We start from the raw sequence: 22,503 nt of genomic DNA on the forward strand, positions 1-22,503 counted from the left end.
CCCGCATGAGCCCCTCCCACGGCCTCGGCTTCGAGCCCGACCTCTCCGATCCCTACCTCGCCAAGGCGGCGGCCTTGCGGGACATCTTCGCCCGCGACGCGGTCGAGCGCGACAAGGCCGGCGGCCGGCCGACCGAGCAGATCCGCCTCCTCAAGGAGAGCGGCCTCCTCAAGCTCCTGATCCCGCGCGAGCATGGCGGCCACGGCGAGCCGTGGTCGACGGCGCTCCGGATCGTGCGCGAGTTCGCCAAGGTCGACGGGTCGCTCGGCCACCTCTACGGCTACCATTTCGGCTCGGTCCACGCCGCCCACCTCCTCGGCGATCCGGACCAGGCCGCCGCCCTCTACCGGCGCTCGGCCGGGGGCAACTGGTTCTGGGGTAACGCCCGCAACAGCTTCTCGAAAACCTTGTTCGGCCGCCGCGAGGGCGAGTGGATCACCGTGAACGGCTTCAAGCCCTTCACCTCGGGCTCGCACGTCGCCGACGCGCTGATGATCGCCTGGCTCGACGAAGCCTCCCACGAGTGGACCTTCGCGGCCGTGCCGGCCGACCGGCCGGGCATCATCGTCGAGAACGACTGGGACGCCATCGGGCAGCGCCAGACCGGCAGCGGCCGGGTGACCTTCGCGGATCTCAGGGTCCGGGCCGACGAGGTGCTGGACCACGGCTTCGACCGCGGCCGTCCCTACCGGACGCTCGGGGTGCTGCAGCAGCAGAGCGTGCTCCTCAACGTGTTCATCGGCAGCGCGCAGGGCGCGCTGCTCGCCGCCCGCGACTACACCGTGACGACCTCGCGGCCCTGGCTGCATTCCGGCGTCGAGAAGCACACCGACGACCCCTGGGTCCAGCGCACCTACGGCGACCTCGTCCTGCGCACGCAAGCTGCGACCCTGCTCGCCGACAAGGCGCTCCAGGCCATCGACGCCGCCTTCGCCCGAGGCCGCGACCTGACCGAGGCGGAGCGCGGCGAGGCCGCCGTCACGGTGGCGGCGGCCAACGCCCATGCCGGGGCGGTCGCCCTCGACGTCACCAGCACGGTGTTCGAGGTGATGGGCGCGCGGGCTTCGGCGGCCTCGTACGGCTTCGACCGGTTCTGGCGCAACGTCCGCACCCACACCCTGCACAACCCGGCCGAGTACAAGATCCGCAACGTCGGCACCTGGTTCCTGACCGGCGCCTACCCGCAGCCGAGCAACTTCCAATGAGCGACCGTGCGACCGTGGGCTTCGCGCCCTCCCGCCGCACCCTGCTGGCCCTCGCCGCCGCCGGGTTCGTCCATCCCGGCGTCGCCTCCGCCCAGGCCGAGGCACCGCGCCGGGGCGGGACGCTGAACTTCGTGATCCACCCCGAGCCGACGACGCTCGCCTGCTTCAACACCACCGAAGGGCCGGCGATCCAGGCGAGCACCAAGGTCCACGAGGGTCTGCTCACCTACGACTTCGACCTCACGCCGCGACCGCAGCTCGCCACCGCCTGGGAGGTGAGCGGCGACGGGCTTGAGGTCCGCTTCGCCTTGCGCCGGGGCGTGACCTGGCACGACGGCACGCCGTTCACCGCCGCGGACGCGGCGTTCTCGATCGGCCTTCTGCGCGCCAGCCATCCGCGCGGCCGTACGACCTTCGCCAATCTGAAGGAGGCGCGGGCAGCCGATCCCCACACCCTGGTGCTCACGCTCGGTCGGCCGGCGCCATACCTCCTCGCGGCGCTCGCCGGGGCCGAGTCGCCGATGCTGCCGCGCCATCTGTACGAGGGGAAGGGCGACCCGCTCGCCAACCCGGCGAACCGCGCGCCGGTCGGCACCGGGCCGTTCGTCTTCCGCGAATGGGTGCCGGGCAGCCACGTGGCTTACGTCCGCAACCCGAACTACTGGGATCCGGGCAAGCCCTACCTCGACGAACTGGTGGTGCGGATCATCCCGGACGGGGCCGCGCGGGCGGCGGCCTTCGAGACCGGCGACGTCGATCTCGGCGGGGCGACGCCGGTGGCCCCGCCCGACGTCGCGCGCTTCGCCGCCCTGCCGCATCTCGGCCTCGAGAGCCGCGGCAACGAGTACGGCCCGACGATCTACGGAATCGAGTTCAACCTCGACAACCCGTACCTGCGCCACCGCGCCGTGCGCCAAGCGATCGCCCACGCCATCGACCGTCCGGTCCTGCTCAAGGTGGCGTGGTACGGGCTCGGCGATCCCTCCGACAGCGTGGTGAGCCCGACGCTCAAGGAATTCTACAACCCGGACGTACCGCGTTACGCCTTCGACCCGGGTCGCGCCGAACGCCTCCTCGACGAGGCCGGCTTCCCGCGCAAGGGCCGGACCCGTTTCACGCTCACCCACGATTACCAGCCCTTCGGCGAGGGCTTCAAACGCACTGGCGAGGTCATCCGCTCCTCGCTCGCCCGGATCGGCATCGACGTCACCGTTCGCGGTCAGGATTTTCCGTCCTACCTTCGGCGGGTCTATACAGACCGGGACTTCGATTTCACCAATCACCCTTTCACCAACATGTTCGATCCCACGGTCGGGCTGCAGCGCTTCTTCACCAGCGACAACGTCCGCAAGGGCGTCGCCTTCACCAATGCCAGCCGCTACGCCAATCCGGAGGTCGACCGCCTGTTCGCCGCCATCGCGGTCGAGGGCGACAGGGCCCGGCGCAAGGAGGCGATCGACGCGATTCAGACGATCCTGCTCGCCGACCTGCCGGTGCTGCCACTGTTCCTCAGCCGGTCGATCACCGTGTTCAACCGCCGGGTCGTGAACCACACGGTCGGCGCCACCGGTGTCTCGGCGAACTTTTCGGAGTTGTGGTTGCGCGGCTGATGGTCGGCCGCCGTGCCTCACCGGAGGAAGCCTCGATGCCGTCGCTCAAGCTCAGCCTTCTCGTCTCTTATCTCGCCCTCGCCACCTCCGCGGCGCGGGCCGAGCCACCCTGGGCCGACGATTGCGGAAAGCCCGAGAAGGCCCCACTGCTGGCGCAAGGCTGCACGGTCCTCGATAACTTCATGACGGCGTTCAACGCCGGGGAGCCGAAGGCCTGGGCCGCGACCCTGAACTTTCCGCACGTGCGCCTGGCGGGCAACGAGGTCCAGGTCTGGAGCACCGCCGAGGAGTATGCCCGGCAGAACGACGTGCGCGAACTCGGCAAGAGCGGCTGGTCGCGCTCGCGGTGGGACTGGCGTCGCCTCGTCCAGCAATCCCCCGACAAGCTGCACTTCCTGGTACAGTTCACGCGGTTCAGTGCCGACAACAAGCTGATCGGCTCGTACGAGTCGCTCTACATCGTGACGCGCAAGGACGGGCATTGGGGCGTGCAGGCCCGATCGAGCTATGCCGGCGTCGCCGTGAAGGGCTCGGCCTTCTGACACCTCGCGCGTTCGGGATACCGAACGATGCGTCATCGACCGGGCGAGCCAACCGTCAGCCTCGTCGTCGTGTGCCGGCGCCGATCAAGTCTGCTTCACATCGCATTGGGGTCGCGGCGGACAATTTTCTCGGTCCGCCGCCCGTAGCGGGCAGATCCTCTCCCCGATCTCGTTCTTTAAAAAGAACAATCTCGTTGACTTGTCGAACGCCTCCAGACACCTTTGGACCATCGGATGCGCCCCCCGGATGCGGGCCCGTCCGATCCCCATTCACGAACCAGGAGGCTCCACCGATGGCCTTTCGGCCCCTGCATGACCGCGTGCTGCTGCGCCGCCTCGACGGCGAGGCGACCACCAAGGGCGGCATCATCATCCCCGACACCGCCAAGGAGAAGCCGCAGGAGGGCGAGGTCGTCGCCGTCGGCCCCGGCACCCGGGACGACCACGGCACGCAAACGCCCCTCGACGTGAAGGCTGGCGACCGGGTGCTGTTCGGCAAGTGGTCCGGCACCGAGGTCAAGATCGACGGTGAGGACCTCTTGATCCTCAAGGAATCCGACATCCTCGGCGTGATCGCGGCCTGACTTTTTGAACATTCGAGAAGGACGAACCCCATGGCTGCCAAGGACGTGAAGTTTTCGGCGGATGCCCGCGAGCGCCTGTTGCGCGGCGTCGACATCCTGGCCGACGCGGTCAAGGTCACGCTTGGCCCGAAAGGCCGCAACGTCGTGATCGAAAAGAGCTTCGGCGCGCCCCGGATCACCAAGGACGGCGTCACCGTCGCCAAGGAGATCGAGCTGGAGGACCGCTTCGAGAATCTCGGCGCCCAGCTCCTGCGCGAGGTCGCCTCGAAGACCAACGATCTCGCCGGCGACGGCACCACCACCGCGACGGTCCTGGCCCAAGCCATCGTCAAGGAGGGCGCGAAGGCGGTCGCCGCCAACTTCAATCCCCTCGACCTCAAGCGCGGCATCGATCTCGCGGTCGCCGCGGCGGTGAAGGACCTGGCCGGCCGCGCCCGCAGGATCACCACCGCCGATGCCATCGCGCAGGTCGGCACCATCTCGGCCAACGGCGATGCCGAGATCGGCCGGCTGATCGCCCAGGCGGTCGAGAAGGTCGGCAAGGAGGGCGTCATCACGGTCGAGGAGGCGCGCACCGCCGAGACCGAGCTCGACGTGGTCGAGGGCCTGCAATTCGACCGCGGCTACCTCTCGCCGTATTTCGTGACCAACGCCGAGAAGCTGACAGTCGAGCTCGACGAGCCCTACATCCTGATCCACGAGAAGAAGCTGTCGTCGCTCCAGCCGCTGCTGCCGGTGCTGGAGGCCGTGGTTCAGTCGGGCCGGCCGCTCCTCATCATCGCCGAGGATATCGAGGGCGAGGCGCTCGCCACCCTCGTCGTCAACAAGCTGCGCGGCGGCCTGAAGGTCGCGGCCGTGAAGGCGCCGGGCTTCGGCGACCGGCGCAAGGCGATCCTCGAGGACATCGCGATCCTCACCAAGGGCCAGACGATCTCGGAAGAGCTCGGCATCAAGCTCGAGAGCGTGACGCTGGCCGAGCTCGGTCGCGCCAAGCGAGTACGGATCGACAAGGAGAACACCACGATCGTCGACGGCGCCGGCGAGGCGTCCGAGATCGCGTCCCGCGTCGCCCAGATCAAGGGACAGATCGAGGAAACCACCTCCGACTACGACCGCGAGAAGCTCCAGGAGCGCCTGGCGAAGCTCGCGGGCGGCGTCGCGGTTCTGCGGGTCGGCGGCGCCACCGAGGTCGAGGTCAAGGAGCGCAAGGACCGGGTCGACGACGCGCTGAACGCCACCCGGGCGGCGATCGAGGAGGGTATCGTGCCCGGCGGCGGCACCGCGCTACTGCGCGCCCGCGGCGCGGTCGCGGCGCTCCAGGGCGGCAACCCGGACGTGACGGCCGGCATCAAGATCGTCCTGAGGGCCCTCGAAGCGCCGATCCGCCAGATCGCCGCCAATGCCGGGGTCGAAGGCTCGATCGTGGTCGCGAAGGTGGGCGAGAGCGACTCAGACACCTACGGCTTCGACGCGCAAGCCGAGACCTACCTCGACCTGATCGAGGCCGGCATCGTCGACCCCGTGAAGGTGGTGCGCACCGCGCTCCAGGATGCGGCCTCGGTGGCGGGCCTGCTCGTCACGACGGAAGCCCTCGTCGCCGACCGGCAGAAGGACAAGGCCGCCCTGCCGGCCCCGGCCTCGCCGGACTTCTGATCCCTCGCCGCGCCCCGGACCTGCTCCGGGGCGCGCTATCCCCCCGCTCGTCGCGCGAGGACAATCATGCCGCAGCTTCCCGATCCGGCCGTGCCGTTCCATCCCTCCGAACCGAGCCCCGGCCTCGTCGTCGTTGCGCTCTGCGCCGTGCTGATCCTGGCCGCCTTCGCATTCCTGCTGCGCGCCGCCTGACGGATTGTCTCCATGAACCCGGTCATCGCCGTCGTCGGCGCCGGCTTCAGCGGCAGCATGGCGGCGCTCCATCTCCTGGCCGCCCTGCCCCGCTCCTGGTCGGTGCTGCTGTGCGAGAAGGCCGGCAGCTTCGGGCGGGGGCTCGCCTACGGCACCGAGGCCCCCGCCCACCTTCTCAACCTGCGCGCCGCCAACATGAGCGCCTATCCCGAGCGGCCGGAGCACTTCGCGACCTGGCTCGGCGGCTTGCCGGAGGACGAGCGGGCGGGCGTCGCAGTGACGCCGGCCGGCACCTTCGCGCCCCGCGCGCTCTACGGCCGCTATCTCGGCGACCTGCTCACGGAGGCGGTCGTGGCCGAGGGCACGCCGCGGCTCCACCTCGTGAACGATGCGGTCACCGATCTCGTCCCGGGCGCGGACGGATACTCCTTGCGCACAGAGGGCGGGGCCTCCTACGCGGTGGCCGGCGTTGTGCTCGCCATGGGCAACCTGACGGGCCCGGGCGCGCCGCCGAGCCGCCATCGGCTCGATCCGTGGCGGCCGGAGGAGTTTGGCCGGCTGCACCCGGACCGGCCGGTGCTCGTCGTCGGCACCGGTCTCACCATGGTCGACGCGGTTGCCTCCTTACGCGGCCGGGGCTTTCCGGGCCGGATCGTCGCCCTGTCGCGCCGCGGCCTGGTACCGAACGTTCACGCCCCGACCAAACCCTGGCCGGTGCCGGACCTCACGGCGGCCGATCTCGCTTCCCTGACCCGGCTGACCCGGCGGATCCGGGCCGAGATCGCCGCGGCGGGGCGCTCCGGGCGCGACTGGCGCGACGTGATCGACGCGCTTCGCCCGGTCATCGGCTATCTCTGGCGCAGCCTCCCGAGGCCTGAGCGAGCGCGCTTCCTGCGCCACCTGCGGCCGTTCTGGGACGTGCATCGTCACCGCGCCGCTCCGCCAGCCGCCGAGGCGATCGCCAGGGAGATCGCCGCCGGCACCCTGGACGTGCGGGCCGGGCGCATCCTCGCCATCGCGGACGGCCCCGGCGAGGCCGTGGTGACGATCCGACCCCGGGGCGGCACCACGGACGAGACCCTGACGGTGCAGGGCATCGTCGACGCCACCGGGATCGGGCGCATCGACGAGACCGGGGACCCGCTGCTGCGCCGCCTCGTCGTGCGGGGCCTCGCGCGGCCCGACGCATTCGGGCTCGGCCTCGCCGCCGGCGACGATTACCGCTTGCATGCCGGGCGGCCGGACCGGCTCTGGACGCTGGGCCCGCTGCTGCGCGGCACGGTGTGGGAATGCGTCGCGGTGCCGGACATCCGCAGCCAGGCAGCCGAGGTCGCCGCCCTGGTCGCTGCGGAGGTCGATCGCCTGCCGGCGGGCCGCGCTCATCCCAGCGAGCGCACGCGCAAGGCATCAAGATAATCCTTGCCGTTTTCGCCGTGAGCGAAACAATTACCATCTCTTTCACGGCAGAAATTAAAAATATATCTTCAATTGATTTTCTGGAAACATTAGGGAAATCATTGGATATCCGAAGATGCCGAGATGAGCGGTCGCTTCGGGCAAGATCAAAACCAGCCAGCAAGACCAGATGCGGGATTCCGGCGGGCCGGAGGATCCCTGGGGGATGACCACGATGCGCAAGATCCTGTTTCGATCCTCCCTGGCCGGCGCCGCCCTGGCGGCCCTGCTGCTACCTGCGGCGCCTGCGTCGGCGAATGCCGGCGCGACCTCAACCACGGTGCCGCTTCGCGACGCCGAGAAGAGCCCATTGGTCTCGACCGAGTGGCTGGAGAAGAACATCGATTCACGTAAGCTCCGCATCGTCGAGGTCAGCGTCGATCCCGGAATTTACGAGCGCGGCCACATCCCGGGCGCCCACAACGTCGCCTGGCACACCGACCTCGTCGAGACGGTGAGCCGCGACATCGCCGGGCCGGACAAGTTCGCGGCGCTCGCCCGCCGCCTCGGCATCGACCGCGACACCACCGTGGTGCTCTACGGCGACAACAACAACTGGTTCGCCGCCTGGGGCGCCTGGGTCTTCGCGCAGTACGGCCTCGTCGACAACGTCAAGCTGCTCGATGGCGGGCGCAAGAAGTGGGAGGCCGAGAAGCGCCCTCTCGACACCCGCACGCCGGAGGTCGCGGCCTCCACCTTCGCCGTCACCCCGGCCTCGACCGCTTTGCGAGCGCGGTTCGGCGACGTGCTGGCGGTGGCGCGCAAGGAGCGGGACGAAAAAATCCTCGACATCCGCTCGCCCGACGAGTTCGCCGGGAAGATCATCGCGCCGGCCGGGGTGCCGGAACTGGCGGTGCGGGCCGGCCATATCCCGGGCTCGGTTAACGTGCCGTGGGGCAAGGCAGTGAACCCGGACGGCACGCTGAAATCCGTGGAAGAGCTGCGCCAGCTCTACGCCGAGGCCGGGATCGACGGCTCGAAGCCGGTCATCACCTCCTGCCGCATCGGGGAGCGCTCGAGCCATTCCTGGTTCGTGCTGAGCCGGGTGCTCGGCTATCCGGCCCGCAACTACGACGGCTCGTGGACCGAATACGGCAACGCCGTCGGCGTGCCGGTCGTCAACCTCGCCGGGACGGTCTGGGGCGGCAAATGACGGCGAGTACGGCGGTCACCACGGCCGCCCCCGCCGGCGCAAGCGTCCGCGCCGGCCTCTCCTTGAGCCTCGCCGCTTTGCTCGCGGCGGGGGCCTGGCACATCTCGGGCGAGGCCGGCGGCTCCCGCCTCGCCCTTTCGCTGGTCTTCGGGGCGCTGTTCGGCTTCGTGCTCCAGCGCTCGCGTTTCTGCTTCCTGTGCGTGTGGCGCGACTTCCTCGACCACGGCGACCCGCGCGGGGTCCTGGGCATCCTCGCCGCGCTGGCGGCGGGGATGGCCGGCTACACCGTGGTGTTCGGCGCCTGGCTGCCGGACCCGTCGGGGACGCGGCTGCCGCCCGGGGCCCATATCGGCCCGGTCGGTCCGGTCCTGGCGCTGGCAGGTCTCGCCTTCGGGGCCGGCATGGCGGTGTCGGGCTCGTGCCTCGGCGCCCATCTCTACCGCCTCGGCGAGGGCTCGCCCACGGCACCCTTCGCCCTGCTCGGGGCCGCCCTCGGCTTCATCCTGGGCTTTCTCACCTGGAACCCGCTCTACCTCGCGGGTATCGTTGAGGCGCCGGTGACCTGGCTGCCGCGCCATCTCGGCTATGGCGGCAGCCTCGTCGCCGGGCTCGCGGTGCTGGGGGGCGGCGCCCTCTGGCTGCTGCGGCGCTGGCCCCTCCCTCCCCGACAGTCGATCCCTGTCCACGATCCGCTCCACGCTGTGTTCGTGGCACGCTGGCCGACCTGGCTCGGCGGCCTCGCCGTCGGGGCGATCGGAACGCTGGCCTATCTGCGGCTCGGCCCCCTCGGGGTCACGGCGGAACTCGGCGGGCGCAGCCGGCAGGGGGCTGCCGCCCTCGGGCTGCTGCCGGAGCGACTGGAAGGACTCGACGGGTTCCGCGGCTGCGCCACGGCGCTCCGCGACGGGCTCCTCACCCCGAACGGCCTGTTCGTCGGCGGGCTCGTGGTCGCGTCCTTCGCGGCGGCGCTCGCGGCCGGCCAGTTCCGACCGACCCGGCCCGGGCGGAGCCATGTGCTGCGCGGCCTGTCCGGCGGGCTCCTCCTCGGCTGGGGGTCGATGACCGGGCTCGGCTGCAGCATCGGCACCCTGCTCTCCGGCATCATGGCGGGCGCCCTGTCGGGCTGGGTGTTCGGGATTGCGATGCTCGTCGGCATCACGGTCACGCTCCGCCTAGGCCGCAGGCTCGGGCTCTCTGCGTAACGACGACGTGCGGCGCAGGAATAAAAATAATCTCCTGGGAACGCGCTTAGCGAGAATAAGTCCGATCTCCCTATCCGCACGAATGTAAAATAAGCTTCCGGTTGACGATACTGCCGGATAACTCCAGATATCGCGTGCCGGATCGAGCGTATCCAGGCCCCCGACAGCGACGAGACCATGGTGATGATCAAGCAACGCGCCCGGCTCCTGCGCCGGCACGCCGCCGCCCTGCTCGGAGGCCTGGCCCTGCTCGCGGCGCTGCCGGCCGGCCCGGCCGCTGCGGCTGAGGGACAGCTGCGTATCGCCAAGCAGTTCGGCGTCGTCTACCTGCTCCTCAACGTCGCCGAGGACCAGAAGCTGATCGAGAAGCATGGCAAAGAGGCCGGCCTCGACATCAAGGTCGAGTACCTCCAGCTCTCCGGCGGCTCGGCGGTCAACGACGCGCTGCTCTCGGGCAGCGTCGACATCGGCAGCGCCGGTGTCGGCCCCCTGTTCACGCTCTGGGACCGCACCCGCGGGCGCCAGAACGTCCGCGGCGTCGCCTCCCTCGGCAACTTTCCGTACTACCTCGTGAGCAACCGCCCCGAGGTGAAGACCATCGTCGACCTCACCGACAAGGACCGCATCGCCCTGCCGGCGGTCGGCGTCTCGGTTCAGGCGCGCATCCTGCAGATGGCCTCGGCCAAGCTGTGGGGCGACAAGGACTTCGCCCGCCTCGACCGCAACAGCGTGGCGGTTCCCCACCCCGAGGCGGCGGCCGCGATCATCAAGGGCGGCACCGAGATCACGGCGCATTTCGGCAATCCGCCGTTCCAGGAGCAGGAACTGGCCGAGAACCCGAACGCCCACGTCATCCTCAGCTCCTACGACGTACAGGGCGGGCCGGCCTCCTCGACCGTGCTCTACGCGACGGAGAAGTTCTACAAGGATAGCCCGAAGACCTACCAGGCCTTCGTCGATGCGCTCGACGAAGCCGCGCGCTTCATCACCGCGGATCCGGAGCGGGCGGCCGACATCTACCTCAAGGCCAATGGCAGCCGCATCGACCGCACCTTGTTGCTGAAGGTGATCAAGAGCCCCGAGGTGAGCTTTAAGATCGAGCCGCAGAACACGCTCGGCCTCGGCCAGTTCATGCACCGGGTCGGCGCGATCAAGAACGAGCCCAAGGCCCTGAACGACTACTTCTTCGTCAATCCGCGTGTCGCGGCGGGCGGTTGAGGACAAATCCGATGACGCTGGTGATGGAACGCGACGCGCCCGTGGCGGCGGCGCGTGAGACGCCGCACCCATTGCCCGACCCGCTCCTGCGCATCGCCGGGGTGTCGCTCGAGTACCGCACCCCGGGCCGCGTGGTGCGGGCGGCGCACCGGATCGACCTCGACGTCTACGAGGCCGACCGCTTCGTGCTGCTCGGGCCGTCGGGCTGCGGCAAGTCCACTCTCTTGAAGGCGGTGGCCGGCTTCATTGCCCCGGTCGAGGGCGAGATCACGCTGGGTGGCGTTCCGGTGCGCAAGCCCGGACCCGACCGGATCGTGGTGTTCCAGGAATTCGATCAGCTGCCGCCCTGGAAGACCGTGGTCGAGAACGTTGCCTTTCCCTTGCGCACCGCCCGCGGGCTCGGCCGCGCTGAGGCGCTGGAGCGGGCTCGTGCCACGATCGACAAGGTCGGGCTCACGGCCTTCGCCTCCAGCTACCCGCACCAGCTCTCCGGCGGCATGAAGCAGCGTGTCGCCATCGCCCGGGCGCTCGCCATGCAGCCGAAGGTGCTCCTGATGGACGAGCCCTTCGCAGCCCTCGACGCGCTCACCCGGCGCAAGATGCAGGAGGAGCTGCTGACCCTCTGGGACGAGGCTCGCATGACGCTCCTCTTCGTGACCCACTCGATCGAGGAGGCCCTGGTGATCGGCAACCGGGTCGCGCTCCTCTCGCCCCATCCGGGCCGGGTGCGCGGCGAATACAATTGCCACGAGTTCGACCTGTCGAGCCTCGGCAGCCGGGGTTTCCAGGCGGCGGTGCAGCGCCTGCACGACCGGCTGTTCGAGCCTGCCCCCGAGGCGATGGCCCGATGAATCAGGTTCTCTCGCCACCGATCCGTCCGGAATACGACCGGGTCCTGCCGCCCTTCGTCGAGGCGCCGGTCGAGCGCCGCCTGCCGCTGTCCACGCGCCTGTGGCAGCAGGGCTGGTTGCGTCGGGGCCTGATCCTGGTCGCGCTCGCCCTCCTCTGGGAGGGGCTGGCGCGCTGGCAGGACAACGACCTGCTGCTGCCGAGCTTCATGGCCACCCTGTCGGCCCTGGTCGACGGGCTCGCCACCGGCGAGATCCTGGAGCGGACGCGGATCTCGCTGACCGTGCTGGCGCAAGGCTACGTGCTCGGTTTCCTCCTCGCCTTCGGGCTGACCTCGCTGGCGGTCTCGACCCAATTCGGCCGCGACCTGCTCTCGACGCTGACCGCGATGTTCAACCCGCTGCCGGCGATCGCGCTCCTGCCGCTGGCGCTCTTGTGGTTCGGGCTCGGCCAGGGCAGCCTGATCTTCGTGCTCGTCCACGCGGTGCTGTGGCCGCTGGCGCTCAACACCTATGCGGGCTTCCAGGCCGTACCGGATTCGCTGCGCATGACCGGGCGCAATTACGGGCTCGAAGGCTTACGCTATGTCGGCCAGATCCTGGTCCCGGCGGCGCTGCCGGCGATCCTGTCGGGGCTCAAGATCGGCTGGGCCTTCGCCTGGCGCACGCTGATCGCGGCGGAACTGGTCTTCGGCGCCTCGTCGGGCCGGGGCGGCCTCGGCTGGTACATCTTCCAGAACCGCAACGAGCTCTACACCGACCGGGTCTTTGCCGGCTTGCTCCTCGTCATCGCCATCGGCCTCGTGGTCGAAACGGTGGTGTTCGCGAGCCTGGAGAGGGTGACGGTCCGGCGCTGGGGGCAGGTCCGATAGGACAAGCCTGACGAGACGAGCCCGAGAGGACCGAAAAAGTTTCCAGGAGGACTGCTGCGCCCGAGGAGGCGGCACAGGTCCCGGCATTCGAGCGAGCAATGACACAGGGCACGATGCGCCTCGGCGCCTTCTTCTACGCCACCGGCCACCACGTCGCCGGCTGGCGCCACCCGTCGAGCGAAGCCGACGGCGGGATCACCCTCGAGCGCTACGTCGGCTGGGCCAAGCGCGCCGAGGCCGCCAAGTTCGACCTGATCTTCCTTGAGGACGGCACCGGCATCCGCGACGCCGACCTGCGCTCGAGCGAGCGCACCGCCCGCTCGACGCATTTCGAGCCGATCACCCTGCTGTCGGCGCTGGCTGCGGTCACGAGCCGCATCGGCCTCGTCGCCACCACCTCGACGAGCTTCAACGAGCCCTACAACGTCGCCCGCCGCTTCGCCTCCCTCGACCACCTCAGCGGCGGCCGGGCCGGCTGGAACCTCGTCACCTCCGCCACCGACCTGGAGGCGGCGAATTTCGGCAATGACAAGATCGCCCGCCACGCCGACCGCTACGAGCGGGCGGAGGAGTTCGTCGACGTCGTGCTGGGCCTGTGGAACACCTGGGACGACGACGCGGTCGTGATCGACAAGGCGTCGGGCCAGTTCTCGAAGCCCGACGGCTTCCGGCCCCTCGACCACCGCGGCAAGCATTTCGAGGTCCGCGGCCCCCTCAACATCTCGCGCACGCCGCAGGGGCAGCCGGTGCTGGTCCAGGCCGGCTCGTCGGGTCCGGGCAAGGACCTCGCGGCGCGCACCGCCGAGATCGTGTTCACGGCCAACCAGACCCTCGACGAGGCGGTCGAGTTCTATCGTGACCTGAAGGGGCGGATGGCCCGATTCGGCCGCTCGCCCGAGGACCTCAAGGTGATGCCGGGGCTGTTTCCCGTCGTCGGCCGCACCGAATCGGAAGCGCGCGACAAGTTCGAGGAGTTCCAGGGGCTGATCGACCCGGTGGTGGGGCTGGCGCTCCTCAGCCGCATGGTCGGCCACGACCTCTCGGGCTTCGATCCCGAAGGTCCGGTGCCCGAACTGCCCGCGACCGAGGGCGCCAAGTCGCGCCAGCAGTTGATGCTCGATCTCGCCCGGCGCGAGGGCTTGAGCCTGCGCCAACTCTACCTGCGCATCGCCGGGGCGCGCGGCCATTCGCAGATCGTCGGCACGCCGGCCCAGATCGTCGACGAGATGGAGGCGCGGTTCCGCGCCGGGGGTGCGGACGGCTTCAACATCATGCCGCCGACCCTGCCGGGCGGTCTCGACGACTTCATCGAGCTCGTTCTGCCCGAGCTTCGCCGCCGCGGCCTCTTTCGCACAGAGTACGAGGGCCGGACCCTGCGATCGCATCTCGGCTCGCGCCCGCCTGCCACAGGCCGGTCAGCGAAGTCGCTAGCGTGAGGCGTTCCGCGGAGTAGCCCCCGGCAGCACGCCGGGGCGATGCCGTATCGTGGGATGGCCGCCGGCGATACCACGGTCGAGAATGTAAGACGGATAGTTGATAATTTCGATAAACTAACTTGACTTGCGTACCGTCATCGGCGACATCGTCCGGGAAAAGCTGCCGCGCGCCGCGGTGAGGGATCCGGTCGAGACGATGACGACACGCCGCGAGCTTCGCCTGAACGCCTTCCAGATGGCGGCCCCGTCGCACAACTGGGCCGGCCTGTGGCGACACCCGCGCGACACCCAGGCCGATTACAACACGCTGTCCTGGTGGACGGACCTGGCGCAGACGGCCGAGCGCGGCTTCCTCGATGGGCTGTTCATCGCCGACGTGTTCGGCCTCTACGACGTCTATGCGGGGAATGGCGACGCCGCGCTCCTCGCCGGCGCCCAGGCGCCCAACGCCGACCCAGTCCTCGCGGTCTCGGCCATGGCGCACGTCACGCGCCATCTCGGCTTCGGCATCACGTCGAACCTGACCTACGACCACCCGTTCCAGTTCGCCCGCCGCTTCACGACGCTCGACCACCTCACCGGGGGCCGCCTCGGCTGGAACATTGTGACGGGCTACCTCGATAGCGGCGCCCGCGGCATGGGGCTGCCGGTCTCACGCGACCACGACCAGCGCTACGAGGCGGCCGAGGACTTCATGACGGCCGTCTACAAGCTGTGGGAGGGCTCCTGGGAGGACGGCGCGGTCGTGCGGGACCGGGCGGCGGGCGTGTTTACGCGGCCGGACAAGGTGCACCGCGTCGTGCATGACGGCCCGTACTACAAGGTCGATGCGCGCCACCTCGCCGAGCCCTCGCCGCAGCGCACGCCGGTTCTCTATCAAGCCGGCACCTCGGAGCGGGGCGTCCGCTTCGCCGGGCGCCACGCCGAGAGCGTCTTCCTCAACGGCCCGACGAAGTCCGCTGCCGCGAAGGCGGTGCGAAGCGTGCGCGAGGCGGCCCGGGAGGCGGGACGCGACCCGTACGACGTCCTGACCTTCCTCGGCGCCACCGTGATTGTCGCTCCGACCTCGGCCGAGGCCCGCGACCTGCGCGACGAGTACCGCAGCTACATCGACGCGGCGGGCCAGCTGGCGCTCGTGTCCGGCTGGACCGGTATCGACCTCTCGGGCCTGTCCCTCGACGATCCCCTGGCCTTCCGACGCACCAACGCGATCCGCTCGACGGTGGAGAACCTCACCCGCGCCGAGCGGCCGACCCTGGTGCGCGACCTCCTCGACTTCACGCCGGCAGGCGCGCGAGCGGCGGTGGTGGTCGGCTCGGCCAGCGAGGTCGCCGACGAGCTCCTGTCCTGGTTGGACGAGACGGACGTGGACGGCTTCAACCTCGTGCGCACGGTGATGCCGGAATCGCTCGACGCGGTGGTGAACCTGCTCGTGCCCGAGTTGCAGGCCCGCGGCGTGTTCAAGACCGCCTATCGCGAGGGGACGTTGCGGGAAAAGCTGTTTTCCGGACGCGGCGCGCACCTGGCCGACAGCCATCCCGGCGCCGGCTTTCGCCGGCAGCGATGAGGCGCTGTGGACGCGCCTCGTCCTTCGTCTGCACCGCACGGCAATCGCGGATGGATGACGGGTTTCCCACGTGGGCCCGTGCCGGCGGCCTGTTCGTCCTTCGAACCCACGCAAAAAGAGAGATCACTTTCATTGACGCGATCCGCGATCCTGGTCGAATATCACAACAGTCGAAAATCCAGACCGCACGCCTTTTCTAGGAACGCCCCGCCAAGCGCGAGATGCGTCCTGACCGATCTGTGATGAACATCGTCAACACGGACGCGGCGCGGCGAACCGCTTCGGTCTACGTCGTCCGATGTCCGTACATCGGCGCGACCCTACGCCCAATTCCCCGATCCCGGAGCCCACCATGACCGACGTCATCGTCCGCTCGTCCCCCCTGGAGCCTGCCGCCCAACCCCTCCTCGACGGGCTGGTGGCCGAGTATGACGGCCGGTACGGCGCGGTAAGCCGGCCGGGCGGCGCCCGGGCCGAGATCCTGCGCTACCCCGCCGAGGCCTATCGTCCGCCGCTCGGGGATTTCCTGCTCGTCGTGCGGAACGGCGAGACGATCGCCGGTGGCGCGTTCATGAGCCACGACGACGTGACGGTCGAACTCAAGCGCATCTGGACCCGGCCCGACCTGCGCCGCCAGGGGCTCGCGAAGCGCGTGGTCCGGGCGCTCGAGGAGAGCGCCGTCCGGCTCGGCTACGCCCGGGCCTACCTGACGACGGGCTTTCGCCAGCCGGAGGCGACGGCGCTCTACGCCTCCCTCGGCTACCGGCCGCTCTACGATGATGCCGCCGACCCGCTGCTGTACCGCTCCCTGCCGTTCGAGAAAGCCCTGGGTTCGAGCGTCGGCCTCACCACCCCGGCCTACCCGCCCGCCGCGTCGTTCGAGGCGGCAACCGCCCGGGTGAACGCTCTGAAAGCGGAGCAGGAGCAACGGCTCCTCGCCCGCGTCGCGGCGCATCGGGCGCGGGCCGCCTGACCCCGCCGTCTTGCCGCCTGCACGCCCCACCCGCCGCGTCGCTGGCGGGCCTCGCGCGGAACCCCTCATGGCCCTGCCCCGACCCCGCCGGCTCAAGACCCTCGTCGGCGCGTCCACTCTCGTCGCGGCGGTGAACGACGCGGATCCCGGCCACGGCCTGCGCCGCGCGGTCGCGCTCGCCCGCAAGGCCGAGGCCGATAGGATCACCGGCCTGTTCACCGCCGACCTGCTGCAGATCGACCCCGCGGGCCTCGCCGGAACGGCCGGCGTGCAGGAGCCGCTGATCGCGCTCGCCGCGCTCAGCCAGGCGACCTCCCGAATCGGGCTCGTGGCGACGGTCTCGACCACCTTCCACCACCCCTTCAACCTCGCCCGGCAGCTCGCCACCCTCGACCACGTCAGCGGCGGCCGCGCCGCCTGGAACGCCGTGACCTCCTCGGTCGGCGAGGAGAATTTCGGCGACTCCCTGCCGGACCCCGAGACGCGCTACGACCGAGCCGCCGAGTTCATCGCGGTCGTCAACGCCCTGTTCGACGCCAACGCGCGCGACGCGGTCGCCCGGAAGGCGTCGGGCGCGATCTCGGTCGACCCGGCGAAGTTTCACCGCATCGACCATCGCGGCCGGCACTTCACGGTCGCCGGTCCGCTCAACGTGCCGCCGCTGCCGCAAGGGCGCCCGGTCCAGTTCCAGGCCGGGCAGTCGGAGGCGGGCGTGTCCGTCGGCGCCGCCCTTGCCGAGGTGGTCTACACCTCGCAGCCGAGCTTCGAGGGCGCGGTCGCCTTCGCGGCCGAGCTGCGCCGGCGCGCCGCTGCCTTCGGGCGCCGGAGCGGGCTGCCCTTCGTGATGAACTCCTTCCATTGCCTCATCGGCGAGTCCGAGGCCGATGTCGGCCGGCGCCTCGCAGAGAAGCACGCCCGGATCGACTACGACCAGGGCCGGCTCAAGCTCGCCGACATGCTGGGCGGGGAGATCGACCTGTCGGGGCTTCCCCTCGACGCGCCCCTGCCCGCGTCGCTGCTGCCGGAGGTGACGCGCATCAACCGCCGGCGCGGCCGGGTCGAGATCTTCCGCCGCTACGCCGAGCAGGGATTGCCGCTGCGCCGGCTCATCATCGAGGCCCAGGAGACCGGTCACTGGTCGGTCGCCGGCACGCCCGAGCGACTGGCCGACGCCCTCGAGGAGCGGTACCGCGCCGGGATCCTCGACGTCGTCACCCTGCACGGTCTCGGCAACCCGGATCAGGAAGATCTCCTGCTCAACGGTCTCCTGCCCGAGCTGCGGCGCCGCGGCCTGATCGACACCGACTATCTCGGTGACGATTTCCGCTCCAACCTCGAATTGCCGCCGCTCGCCGGCGCGGATCGCGTCAGCGCGGCCTAGGAGAAGATCCTCCCGGTTTCGCTCCGGCCGGCAAAGCGCCATGCCCTGTCGTTGCCGATCTTTGGAAGTGCCTTTCGTTGACGGCAGGCGACGACAAGGAAGATAATCGCGTCAATTCACGACAGATGCTTCGTGATCGCGCGGCTCGGTTTTTCAAACTGCCTCGCCGATTACGACGAATGATTGACGCACGACACCCCGGCCATAGCTGTTGGGACCGGAACAACCTGCCATGATCCTCATCGCGCTCCTCACCTCGATCGCCGGGCCGCGGCGCGGACGCACCGAGGCGTCGGCGCCCGGACCGGACGCGCACCGGCCTCCCCCGACCGAGCCAGGAGCCGCCTCCGATCGCTGCAGCCCGTGCGGGACCCTCCCGGCACCGCGCCATGCCGACCGCCCGAGTTCCCGATGAGCTATCGCCTGAGCCTCCTCGACAAGAGCCCGCTGCTGCCGGGCGAGCCGGCCACCGCCGCGCTCCAGCGCACGATCGTGCTGGCGCAGGCGGCCGAACGCCTCGGCTACGCACGCTTCTGGGTCGCGGAGCACCACGCCAATCCGGGGCTCGCCGGCACCGCGCCCGAGGTCCTGATCGCGCATCTCGCCGCCCGCACCCAGCGCATCCGGCTCGGCTCGGGCGGCGTACTCCTGCCGCATTACAGTCCCTACAAGGTCGCCGAGACCTTCAACCTGCTCGCCGCCCTCGCACCGAACCGGATCGATCTCGGCATCGGCAAGGCCCCGGGCGGCCTGCCCGACGCGACCCGCGCCCTGCGGCGGCGGCACGCTCTGGCTGAGACCGTCGCCTTCGACGACCTCCTCGCCGAACTCGACCGATACCTCGCCCCTCCCGAGACGGGATCCCTGCGCGCCCTGCCGACGCCGCCCGCGCCTCCAGAGCGCTTCCTGCTGGGCGCCAGCCCCGACAGCGCGCGCACGGCCGCCTCTCTCGGCTGGCGCTTCGTCTATGCCGGCCAGCTCAACGGCGATCCACGAGCGATCGAGGCGAGCCTGGAGGCTTACGCGCAGGCCGGCGCCACGGCCCCGCCGCTCCTCGCCGTCACTGTGCTGGCGGCTGCGACCACCGAGGAGGCCCGGGCTCTGACCGACCCGCTCCAGGTGGTGCGGGTCACGCTGCCGGACGGCCAGAGCGTCAATCTCGGCAGCGAGGCGCAGGCCGCGGAATTCGCCCGGCAGGCCGGCGCCGTCTCCTATCGGACCGAGGCCCGCCGGCCGCACGTACTGTCGGGCACGGCCGGGCAAGTCAGGGCCGAGCTCGACCAACTCCATACCCGCTTCGGCATCGAGGAGTTCGTCATCGACACGCCGCCTTCCGCCACGGCAAAGCGCCTCGCCTCCGTGACCCTGCTCGCGGAGGGCGCCCCGGCGCTGGCGGCCTGACATTCGAGAGACCCACGATGACCCAGACCCGTCTCACCTTCGGCCTGATGCTCCAGGGCGGCGGCAGCCACATGAATGCGTGGCGCCACCCGAGCAACCCGGTCGATGCCAGCGTCAACCTCGACTTCTTCGTCCGCAACGCCCGCAAGGCGGAAGCGAACGGCATCGCCTTCGCGTTCGTGGCAGACGGGCTCTACATCAACGAGAAGTCGATCCCGCACTTCCTCAACCGCTTCGAGCCGCTGACCATCCTGTCGGCGCTGGCGGCGAGCACCGAAAAGCTCGGCCTCGTCGGTACGGTCTCGACCTCCTACAGCGACCCCTTCACCATCGCCCGGCAATTCGCCTCGCTCGACCTGATCAGCGGCGGCCGCGCCGGCTGGAACGCCGTGACCTCGCCGCTCGAAGGCTCGGGGCGGAACTACAGCCGGCCGCATCCCGAGCACGCCCTCCGCTACGAGATCGCGGGCGAACACCTCGACGTCGTGAAGGGCCTGTGGGATTCCTGGGACGACGACGCCTTCCCGCGCGACCCCGAGACCGGCCGCTTCTTCGATCCCGACAAGCTGCACCGCCTCGACCACAACGGGCGCTTCTTCCAGGTCGAAGGCCCGCTCAACATCCAGCGCTCGGCCCAAGGCCAGCCGGTGGTGTTCCAGGCCGGCTCGTCGGAGGCCGGCATCGGGCTCGCCGGGCGCCACGCCGACGCGGTCTTTGCCAACCACGTGCCGCTCCCCGAGGCGCGGAGCCTCTACCGCAGCCTCAAGGCGAGTGCGGTCGCCCATGGCCGCCGGGCCGACGACCTCAAGGTCTTTCCCGGCGCCGGCCCGATCGTCGGGCGGACCAGGGCCGAGGCCGAGGAGAAGTACCGGGCGATCCGCGACCTGATCTCGATCGACGACGCGCTCGCCTATCTCGGCCGCTTCTTCGATCACCACGATTTTTCCGCCTACCCGCTCGACGCCCCCTTCCCCGACCTCGGCGAGATCGGCCGCAACAGCTTCCGCTCCACCACCGACCGCATCAAGCGCAATGCTGCCGAGAAGGGCCAGACCCTGCGCGAGGCGGCGCTCGAGGCGGCGACCCCGCGCACCGACCTGATCGGCTCGGCCGAGGAGGTCGCAGGCGAGTTGATCGCCCGCGTCGAGCAGGGGGCGGCGGACGGCTTCGTTCTGGGCTTTCCCGTGATCGGCCAGGGCCTCGACGATTTCGTCGACCTCGTGATCCCGGTGCTGGAGGCGCGCGGCGTCTACGATCGCGCGCTTCCCGGAAAAACCCTGCGCGACCATCTCGGCCTCCCGCGTCGCGAGAGCCGCTACGCCGCCGAGGACGCGGCGCCCGCGCGCCGGGTGGGCGGGCGATGACAATCCGGACGGGTGAGCATGAGCGGGGAATCGACCCCGGCATCCTCGCGACACTGACCGAGTTCACGGCCTTGCGCCGCGACCTGCACCGGCATCCGGAACTCGCCTTCCGCGAGACCCGCACGAGCGGCCTCGTGGCGGAGCGGTTGACCGCCTGGGGATACGCGGTGACCACCGGGCTCGGCGGCACCGGAGTGGTCGGGGTGCTGGGGAAGGGTGAGGGCGTGCGCCGGCTCGGCCTGCGGGCGGACATGGACGCGCTTCCCATCCACGAGCGGACCGGCCTGCCCTATGCCAGCGCCACGGACGGCGCGATGCATGCCTGCGGCCATGACGGCCACACCACGATCCTGCTCGCAGCCGCCCGGCGCCTCGCCGAGGCCGAGTTTTCCGGCACGCTGACGCTGATCTTCCAGCCCGCCGAGGAGATCGGCGCCGGGGCGCGCACGCTGCTGGGCGAGGGCCTGTTCGAGCGTTTCCCAGTCGACGCGGTGTTCGGCCTGCACAACTGGCCGGGCGTCCCGCGAGGCCAGTTCGGCTTCGTCGCCGGCCCGGCGATGGCGGCGGTGGACAAAGCGACGATCCGGATCGTCGGCCGCGGCGGCCACGGCGCCTCACCTCACGAGACTGTCGATCCGGTGGTGGCGGCATCCTCCATCGTGCTCGCGCTGCAGAGCGTGGTGTCGCGCAACGTCGATCCGCGCGAGGCGGCGGTGGTCAGCGTCGGCGCCATCCACGGCGGGGAGGCATCGAACGTGATCCCCGACAGCGTGGACCTCACGCTTACCATCCGCAGCTTCGAGCCTTCCGTGCGTGACCGGCTGGAGGAACGGGTCACCGCCATCACCCGGGCCCAGGCCGAGAGCTACGGGGCGCGCGCCGAGATCGACTACCGCCGCGGCCTGCCGCCCCTGCGCAACCACGTGGCGGAGACCGCCTTCGCCCGCGACGTCGCGCTTGCGACCTTCGGGCCGGAGCGCGTGGTGGACGAGTTCCGCCCGCGGATGGCGAGCGAGGACTTCGCTCATCTGGTGGCGGCGCGTCCCGGCAGCTTCCTCTTCGTCGGCAACGGCGACGGGCCGCCGCTGCACAGCCCGGACTACGACTTCGACGACGCCCTGATCGCGCCCGCCGCGAGCTACTGGGTCCGCCTCGCCGAAACCTTCCTCGCCTAGAGCACTGCCCGATCACTTTGCAATCGAGCAGTGCTCTAGGTTGTTATTCTTGCCGCATTTTCTTCGCCCAACCGGCGGCCAATTGGTCGGAAAATGCTCTCATCCCACGACCGGAGCGGCCCATGCCCGACCTGTTCGTCTCGACCACGCCCCTCGACCCGCGGGCGAAGCCCCTCGTCGACCAGCTGACGCAGGAATACGTCACCCGCTACGGCAGCTACTTCGGCGATCCGCCGGGCGCCGAGATGACCCGCTACCCGCCCGAGGTCTTCGCGGCCCCGGACGGCCACTTCCTGCTCCTCCTGCGCGACGGCGTCGCGATCGCCGGGGGCGCGTTCAAGCGCTTCGACGCGCGGACCGCCGAGCTGAAGCGGGTCTGGACCGACACAGCCTTCCGCCGCCAGGGCCTGGCGCGCCGGGTCGTCGCGGAACTGGAGGCGCAGGCCGTGCGGCAGGGCTACGCGCGGGCCACCCTCACCACGGGCTTTCGCCAGCCCGAGGCCAAGGGGCTCTATCTCGGCCTCGGCTACACGCCCCTGTTCGACCTCGACGTCGATCCCGAGACCTACGGCATCCTGCCCTTCGAGAAGGCGCTGCCAGGAGCCGCGCTGACGCAGACCGGCCCGCAGCGCACAGCCGCCTGATCGAACGATCCCTCCCAGCCTCCGAGCT

General features: G+C 70.2%; 20 protein-coding genes. All 20 read left to right on the top strand.

Features of this window, described 5'->3' with window-relative positions; all coding sequences use genetic code 11:
* The first annotated feature begins 5 nt into the window (after nt 1–5).
* Nucleotides 6–1,205, top strand: coding sequence for an acyl-CoA dehydrogenase family protein (locus BMX97_RS22185; protein ID WP_091753425.1), 1,200 nt, complete (start codon nt 6–8; stop codon nt 1,203–1,205).
* On the top strand, nt 1,202–2,815 hold the full coding sequence (locus BMX97_RS22190) for an ABC transporter substrate-binding protein (RefSeq protein ID WP_091753426.1): 1,614 nt from the start codon (nt 1,202–1,204) through the stop codon (nt 2,813–2,815). The genes BMX97_RS22185 and BMX97_RS22190 overlap by 4 nt, the downstream gene beginning before the upstream one ends.
* 35 nt (nt 2,816–2,850) lie before the next feature.
* Nucleotides 2,851–3,357: a hypothetical protein gene (locus BMX97_RS22195; RefSeq protein WP_210187665.1), complete on the top strand. Its 507-nt coding sequence runs from the start codon at nt 2,851–2,853 to the stop codon at nt 3,355–3,357.
* Nucleotides 3,358–3,650: 293 nt separating this feature from the next.
* Complete coding sequence (gene groES / locus BMX97_RS22200; protein ID WP_091753427.1) at nt 3,651–3,941, top strand: co-chaperone GroES; 291 nt, start codon at nt 3,651–3,653, stop codon at nt 3,939–3,941.
* 30 nt (nt 3,942–3,971) lie between these two features.
* Nucleotides 3,972–5,594: a chaperonin GroEL gene (gene groL, locus BMX97_RS22205; RefSeq protein ID WP_091753428.1), complete on the top strand. Its 1,623-nt coding sequence runs from the start codon at nt 3,972–3,974 to the stop codon at nt 5,592–5,594.
* Between the two features lie 66 nt (nt 5,595–5,660).
* On the top strand, nt 5,661–5,786 hold the full coding sequence (locus BMX97_RS34230) for a hypothetical protein (RefSeq protein ID WP_280137046.1): 126 nt from the start codon (nt 5,661–5,663) through the stop codon (nt 5,784–5,786).
* Nucleotides 5,787–5,798: 12 nt separating this feature from the next.
* Nucleotides 5,799–7,202, top strand: a complete 1,404-nt coding sequence (locus BMX97_RS22210) for an FAD/NAD(P)-binding protein (RefSeq protein WP_091753429.1) — start codon at nt 5,799–5,801, stop codon at nt 7,200–7,202.
* Between the two features lie 205 nt (nt 7,203–7,407).
* A complete protein-coding gene (locus tag BMX97_RS22215; RefSeq protein ID WP_244538584.1) occupies nt 7,408–8,394 on the top strand; it encodes a sulfurtransferase in 987 nt (328 codons plus the stop codon).
* The gene (locus BMX97_RS22220; RefSeq protein WP_091753430.1) at nt 8,391–9,596 is read left to right on the top strand and encodes a YeeE/YedE family protein; all 1,206 of its coding nucleotides are present in this window, start codon (nt 8,391–8,393) and stop codon (nt 9,594–9,596) included. Before BMX97_RS22215 ends, BMX97_RS22220 begins: the two co-directional genes overlap by 4 nt.
* Nucleotides 9,597–9,779: 183 nt before the next feature.
* Nucleotides 9,780–10,814: an ABC transporter substrate-binding protein gene (locus tag BMX97_RS22225; protein ID WP_091753454.1), complete on the top strand. Its 1,035-nt coding sequence runs from the start codon at nt 9,780–9,782 to the stop codon at nt 10,812–10,814.
* 23 nt (nt 10,815–10,837) lie between these two features.
* Nucleotides 10,838–11,665: an ABC transporter ATP-binding protein gene (locus tag BMX97_RS22230; protein ID WP_244538587.1), complete on the top strand. Its 828-nt coding sequence runs from the start codon at nt 10,838–10,840 to the stop codon at nt 11,663–11,665.
* On the top strand, nt 11,662–12,534 hold the full coding sequence (locus tag BMX97_RS22235; RefSeq protein ID WP_091753432.1) for an ABC transporter permease: 873 nt from the start codon (nt 11,662–11,664) through the stop codon (nt 12,532–12,534). Before BMX97_RS22230 ends, BMX97_RS22235 begins: the two co-directional genes overlap by 4 nt.
* Before the next feature lie 98 nt (nt 12,535–12,632).
* Complete coding sequence (locus BMX97_RS22240; protein ID WP_091753433.1) at nt 12,633–13,970, top strand: LLM class flavin-dependent oxidoreductase; 1,338 nt, start codon at nt 12,633–12,635, stop codon at nt 13,968–13,970.
* A 196-nt stretch (nt 13,971–14,166) separates the two neighbouring features.
* Entirely contained in the window at nt 14,167–15,537 is a 1,371-nt protein-coding gene (locus BMX97_RS22245; RefSeq protein ID WP_091753455.1) for an LLM class flavin-dependent oxidoreductase, read from the top strand.
* Between the two features lie 352 nt (nt 15,538–15,889).
* Nucleotides 15,890–16,510 carry a GNAT family N-acetyltransferase gene (locus tag BMX97_RS22250; protein WP_091753434.1) on the top strand — a complete coding sequence of 207 codons (621 nt, stop codon included), beginning with the start codon at nt 15,890–15,892 and terminating at the stop codon, nt 16,508–16,510.
* Between the two features lie 67 nt (nt 16,511–16,577).
* Entirely contained in the window at nt 16,578–17,891 is a 1,314-nt protein-coding gene (locus BMX97_RS22255; protein WP_091753435.1) for an NtaA/DmoA family FMN-dependent monooxygenase, read from the top strand.
* Between the two features lie 411 nt (nt 17,892–18,302).
* Entirely contained in the window at nt 18,303–19,292 is a 990-nt protein-coding gene (locus BMX97_RS22260; protein WP_091753436.1) for an MsnO8 family LLM class oxidoreductase, read from the top strand.
* A 17-nt stretch (nt 19,293–19,309) separates the two neighbouring features.
* The gene (locus BMX97_RS22265) at nt 19,310–20,656 is read left to right on the top strand and encodes an LLM class flavin-dependent oxidoreductase (RefSeq protein ID WP_091753437.1); all 1,347 of its coding nucleotides are present in this window, start codon (nt 19,310–19,312) and stop codon (nt 20,654–20,656) included.
* Nucleotides 20,653–21,831, top strand: a complete 1,179-nt coding sequence (locus tag BMX97_RS22270; protein ID WP_091753438.1) for a M20 aminoacylase family protein — start codon at nt 20,653–20,655, stop codon at nt 21,829–21,831. The genes BMX97_RS22265 and BMX97_RS22270 overlap by 4 nt, the downstream gene beginning before the upstream one ends.
* Before the next feature lie 122 nt (nt 21,832–21,953).
* Entirely contained in the window at nt 21,954–22,475 is a 522-nt protein-coding gene (locus BMX97_RS22275; protein ID WP_091753439.1) for a GNAT family N-acetyltransferase, read from the top strand.
* The last annotated feature ends 28 nt before the right edge of the window (nt 22,476–22,503 follow it).

Origin of the sequence: Methylobacterium sp. ap11 (assembly GCF_900110515.1) — a bacterium.
GTDB lineage: Bacteria > Pseudomonadota > Alphaproteobacteria > Rhizobiales > Beijerinckiaceae > Methylobacterium > Methylobacterium ajmalii.

Bases quoted from the DNA above. Each gene is read 5' to 3' on its own strand.
- BMX97_RS22185 (WP_091753425.1), top strand. From the start codon at position 6: ATGAGCCCCTCCCACGGCCTCGGCTTCGAGCCCGACCTCTCCGATCCC.
- BMX97_RS22190 (WP_091753426.1), top strand. From the start codon at position 1,202: ATGAGCGACCGTGCGACCGTGGGCTTCGCGCCCTCCCGCCGCACCCTG.
- BMX97_RS22195 (WP_210187665.1), top strand. From the start codon at position 2,851: ATGCCGTCGCTCAAGCTCAGCCTTCTCGTCTCTTATCTCGCCCTCGCC.
- groES (WP_091753427.1), top strand. From the start codon at position 3,651: ATGGCCTTTCGGCCCCTGCATGACCGCGTGCTGCTGCGCCGCCTCGAC.
- groL (WP_091753428.1), top strand. From the start codon at position 3,972: ATGGCTGCCAAGGACGTGAAGTTTTCGGCGGATGCCCGCGAGCGCCTG.
- BMX97_RS34230 (WP_280137046.1), top strand. From the start codon at position 5,661: ATGCCGCAGCTTCCCGATCCGGCCGTGCCGTTCCATCCCTCCGAACCG.
- BMX97_RS22210 (WP_091753429.1), top strand. From the start codon at position 5,799: ATGAACCCGGTCATCGCCGTCGTCGGCGCCGGCTTCAGCGGCAGCATG.
- BMX97_RS22215 (WP_244538584.1), top strand. From the start codon at position 7,408: ATGACCACGATGCGCAAGATCCTGTTTCGATCCTCCCTGGCCGGCGCC.
- BMX97_RS22220 (WP_091753430.1), top strand. From the start codon at position 8,391: ATGACGGCGAGTACGGCGGTCACCACGGCCGCCCCCGCCGGCGCAAGC.
- BMX97_RS22225 (WP_091753454.1), top strand. From the start codon at position 9,780: ATGATCAAGCAACGCGCCCGGCTCCTGCGCCGGCACGCCGCCGCCCTG.
- BMX97_RS22230 (WP_244538587.1), top strand. From the start codon at position 10,838: ATGGAACGCGACGCGCCCGTGGCGGCGGCGCGTGAGACGCCGCACCCA.
- BMX97_RS22235 (WP_091753432.1), top strand. From the start codon at position 11,662: ATGAATCAGGTTCTCTCGCCACCGATCCGTCCGGAATACGACCGGGTC.
- BMX97_RS22240 (WP_091753433.1), top strand. From the start codon at position 12,633: ATGACACAGGGCACGATGCGCCTCGGCGCCTTCTTCTACGCCACCGGC.
- BMX97_RS22245 (WP_091753455.1), top strand. From the start codon at position 14,167: ATGACGACACGCCGCGAGCTTCGCCTGAACGCCTTCCAGATGGCGGCC.
- BMX97_RS22250 (WP_091753434.1), top strand. From the start codon at position 15,890: ATGACCGACGTCATCGTCCGCTCGTCCCCCCTGGAGCCTGCCGCCCAA.
- BMX97_RS22255 (WP_091753435.1), top strand. From the start codon at position 16,578: ATGGCCCTGCCCCGACCCCGCCGGCTCAAGACCCTCGTCGGCGCGTCC.
- BMX97_RS22260 (WP_091753436.1), top strand. From the start codon at position 18,303: ATGAGCTATCGCCTGAGCCTCCTCGACAAGAGCCCGCTGCTGCCGGGC.
- BMX97_RS22265 (WP_091753437.1), top strand. From the start codon at position 19,310: ATGACCCAGACCCGTCTCACCTTCGGCCTGATGCTCCAGGGCGGCGGC.
- BMX97_RS22270 (WP_091753438.1), top strand. From the start codon at position 20,653: ATGACAATCCGGACGGGTGAGCATGAGCGGGGAATCGACCCCGGCATC.
- BMX97_RS22275 (WP_091753439.1), top strand. From the start codon at position 21,954: ATGCCCGACCTGTTCGTCTCGACCACGCCCCTCGACCCGCGGGCGAAG.